Genomic DNA, 2,244 nt, shown 5'->3' with positions numbered 1-2,244 from the left:
CATGAAGTCCGGCGAGGTATGGACGTAGTAGTAGGTGCTGTCCAAGGACGCGTGGCCCATGTATCGGGCCAAATAGGGCAGCATCGCGTTGACGTCGGTGCCGTCGGCCATCCACCGCTGAAGGTTCGCGTAGGCGAAGTGGTGCCGGAAATCATAGGGACGTGGCCGCTTCCCCTCCAAAGTTCGCGTCAGTGCAGCCTTGTCCCAGATGCGATTGAAGATTATCCCGACCGCCACCGGGGTCACGGGTTTCCCCGTCGGCATGACGAAGAACGGGGCCCGATCGCCTGCGATAACGCCGCGGGTGCGGGCATCGCAGCCAGCCAGAAGCTCCACGAGTTCACCGGTGAGTGGCAACCGCCGGTCGCGGTGCCCTTTCGATGCGAGTACTTCGATCACACCGTCGTCCAGGTGGACGTCGTGCGGGGTGAGGTGGCGGACTTCTCCGGTGCGCAGCCCGCAGGAGTGCATCAAGGCGAAGAATGCGACGGCCTGCCATGTCCACGGCGACGAACCCTCTATCCGGGCGGCGGCCTGGAAGAACAACCTGATTTCGGTATCCGCCAACAGGTAGGGCTGCGACCGGACAAAACTTGCCTTCCAATGATCCGACAACACATAGGCGTTGTCATCGCCATTGATATGCGCCCACCGACCGAAATCCCGAATGTAGGACATCCATGATCGGTAAGGTCCCGGCCGGGATGATTGCAGGGCCGTCACCCAGCCCTCGATCGTCGCCCGGTCGAGATTCGCCAGAGAATGGTCGGCGCAGTATCGGTCGAACTGTTTCAGATACCAGATCCGGGACGCGCCGTAACAGCCCATGCTCGACTTGAACGCGAGGTAGCCCTCCAGATCGGCGGCGAACACGCTGGTGAAACCGTGCCCGCTCATCGTGCGGTCCCTGCCGGCAACGGGAGCACGCAGGCGCGCATCTGCTCGGTGTCCTCGCCCAAATACACGTTGGTGGAATCCGGAGACGAGTGGCCCAGAATCGCCGAGATCGTCGGCAGCGGCGTCCCCGCGCGCAGCAGCTTCGTCGCCGCGTGGTGACGCAACTTCCGGGTGCCCACTTTGGTCTGCGTCACACCGGCGGCCCGAAACGTCCGCCGCGTGATCGCATAGATCGACGCATGGTCCGCCAACGCGAGGTGCGGGGCCAACGACCGCAGGAAAACGTTTGGGATGTCGGAATGCGGTCGGTCACCCAACACATACTCGGCCAGCTTGCCGAGGACCACCGCAGGCAGCGGCAACGTCAGCGGGTTGCCCGTTTTCTGCTGCACGATACCGAGCGTGGAGCCGCGCCAATCGATGTCCTTCAGCCGCAACGCAATAAGGTCGCAGGCACGCAAGCCCGTCACCAATGCCAGCAACGTAATTGCCGCATCCCGGGCAGGAACATCCCTGCCGGTGCAGGCCCGAACCACCAGTAGCTCGTCACGTTCGGCAAGTTCGGGAATGAGCTGGTGCCACCGCCGGATCCGCGCCATCGTCAACGCGTCAAGTAAATCCTGCCGACGTGTAAAGGCGAGGAACGGCCGGAAGTTCGTTACTGCGGACCACAGCGCTGATGGCGCCCACCGTTCGAGCAACGAGTCCAGATATCCGAAGATGGTGGTGCCATCCGCTTCTTCCCACGACGTGATCCCGCTTGCTTCCAAAAAGAGCAGGTATTCACGGGCTGCGCGACCGTAGGCGCTTCGAGTAGATATGGCCAGGCCGCGGCGTTCTACCTCGTCCGACCACGCATCTGCCAGGGCGACGAAGGCGGCGCAATGAGGAACCACAATGCCAGCGCCGCGGGTTCCCTTCACCAGGCTCACCAGCCCGGTCGCCACGTACGAATCGAACACGCTCACCAGCCGGCCGTAATCGAAGCGGCGCTGGCCACTGAAGCGGCCCGTTCTCGGACTCGTCGTCATCGAGGCGAACTCCGCCCCCAAAGCCGGCGTGTAGCGGCCGTCGTCCTTCTGCGCCAGCACTGCCAACCATCGAATCGACTTCTGATAGTTGCCAATCGTCGACTCTTTATAGCGGGCCGCTCTCAACACCTCGACAACGACGACACCAATGTCATCAACCATCGTTTCCATAGCATTTTCCCTTCATCGCGCATCCGGACATGATGAAAGTAACGCTGGTTGAGGCATCGCACTAAACCGACAAAACCGCGGCCATCCCCAAAAAACTTCTGGCGTCGGAACGGTTCCTCGGCTTAACGTCATCCTCGGCATAATC

General features: G+C 61.9%; 2 protein-coding genes. Both read right to left on the bottom strand.

Features of this window, described 5'->3' with window-relative positions; all coding sequences use genetic code 11:
• Positions 1-897: tyrosine-type recombinase/integrase (locus tag BLS91_RS19395; protein WP_092342716.1), on the bottom strand; the 897-nt coding region annotated here is incomplete at its 3' end.
• Positions 894-2,099, bottom strand: a complete 1,206-nt coding sequence (locus BLS91_RS19390) for a tyrosine-type recombinase/integrase (protein ID WP_092342714.1) — start codon at positions 2,097-2,099, stop codon at positions 894-896. The genes BLS91_RS19395 and BLS91_RS19390, both read right to left, overlap by 4 nt.
• Positions 2,100-2,244 lie beyond the last annotated feature (145 nt).

The organism is Cryobacterium flavum, from assembly GCF_900103805.1.
Lineage (GTDB): Bacteria > Actinomycetota > Actinomycetes > Actinomycetales > Microbacteriaceae > Cryobacterium > Cryobacterium flavum.
This window is presented reverse-complemented; position numbering and strand designations above follow the sequence as displayed.